The 267-nt window shown below is 61.4% G+C and carries 1 pseudogene; it reads left to right on the top strand.

The features are described from left to right. Positions 1 to 22 precede the first annotated feature (22 nt). Positions 23 to 267, top strand: a pseudogene (locus HK23_RS14690) (hypothetical protein); the annotation flags it as partial.

Raw genomic sequence — 267 nt, 5'->3', positions numbered from 1 at the left:
CATGTTCGAGGCCGTTGATCGCATGATGGCACGCAATATGGCTCTCATGGAGGCGGTCGATCGGACATTGGGCTCGCGGCTGGACGGCGTCCTGCGCGCTGTTCCGGCTGTTGGTCATGACCTCCCGAAACAGAGCATGTCCTGGCAGCGTTTCGAGGCGGTCAGCACCGGTGGACCCACCGCCTGTACGCAGACGATCACGATCACATCAAACGGTCAGGCGGCGCCAATCGTTCATGTGTCACGCACCGGAAGCAAGTCCTGTGC

The sequence above is a fragment of the Acetobacter malorum genome (assembly GCF_002153605.1).
Lineage (GTDB): Bacteria > Pseudomonadota > Alphaproteobacteria > Acetobacterales > Acetobacteraceae > Acetobacter > Acetobacter malorum_A.
This window is presented reverse-complemented; position numbering and strand designations above follow the sequence as displayed.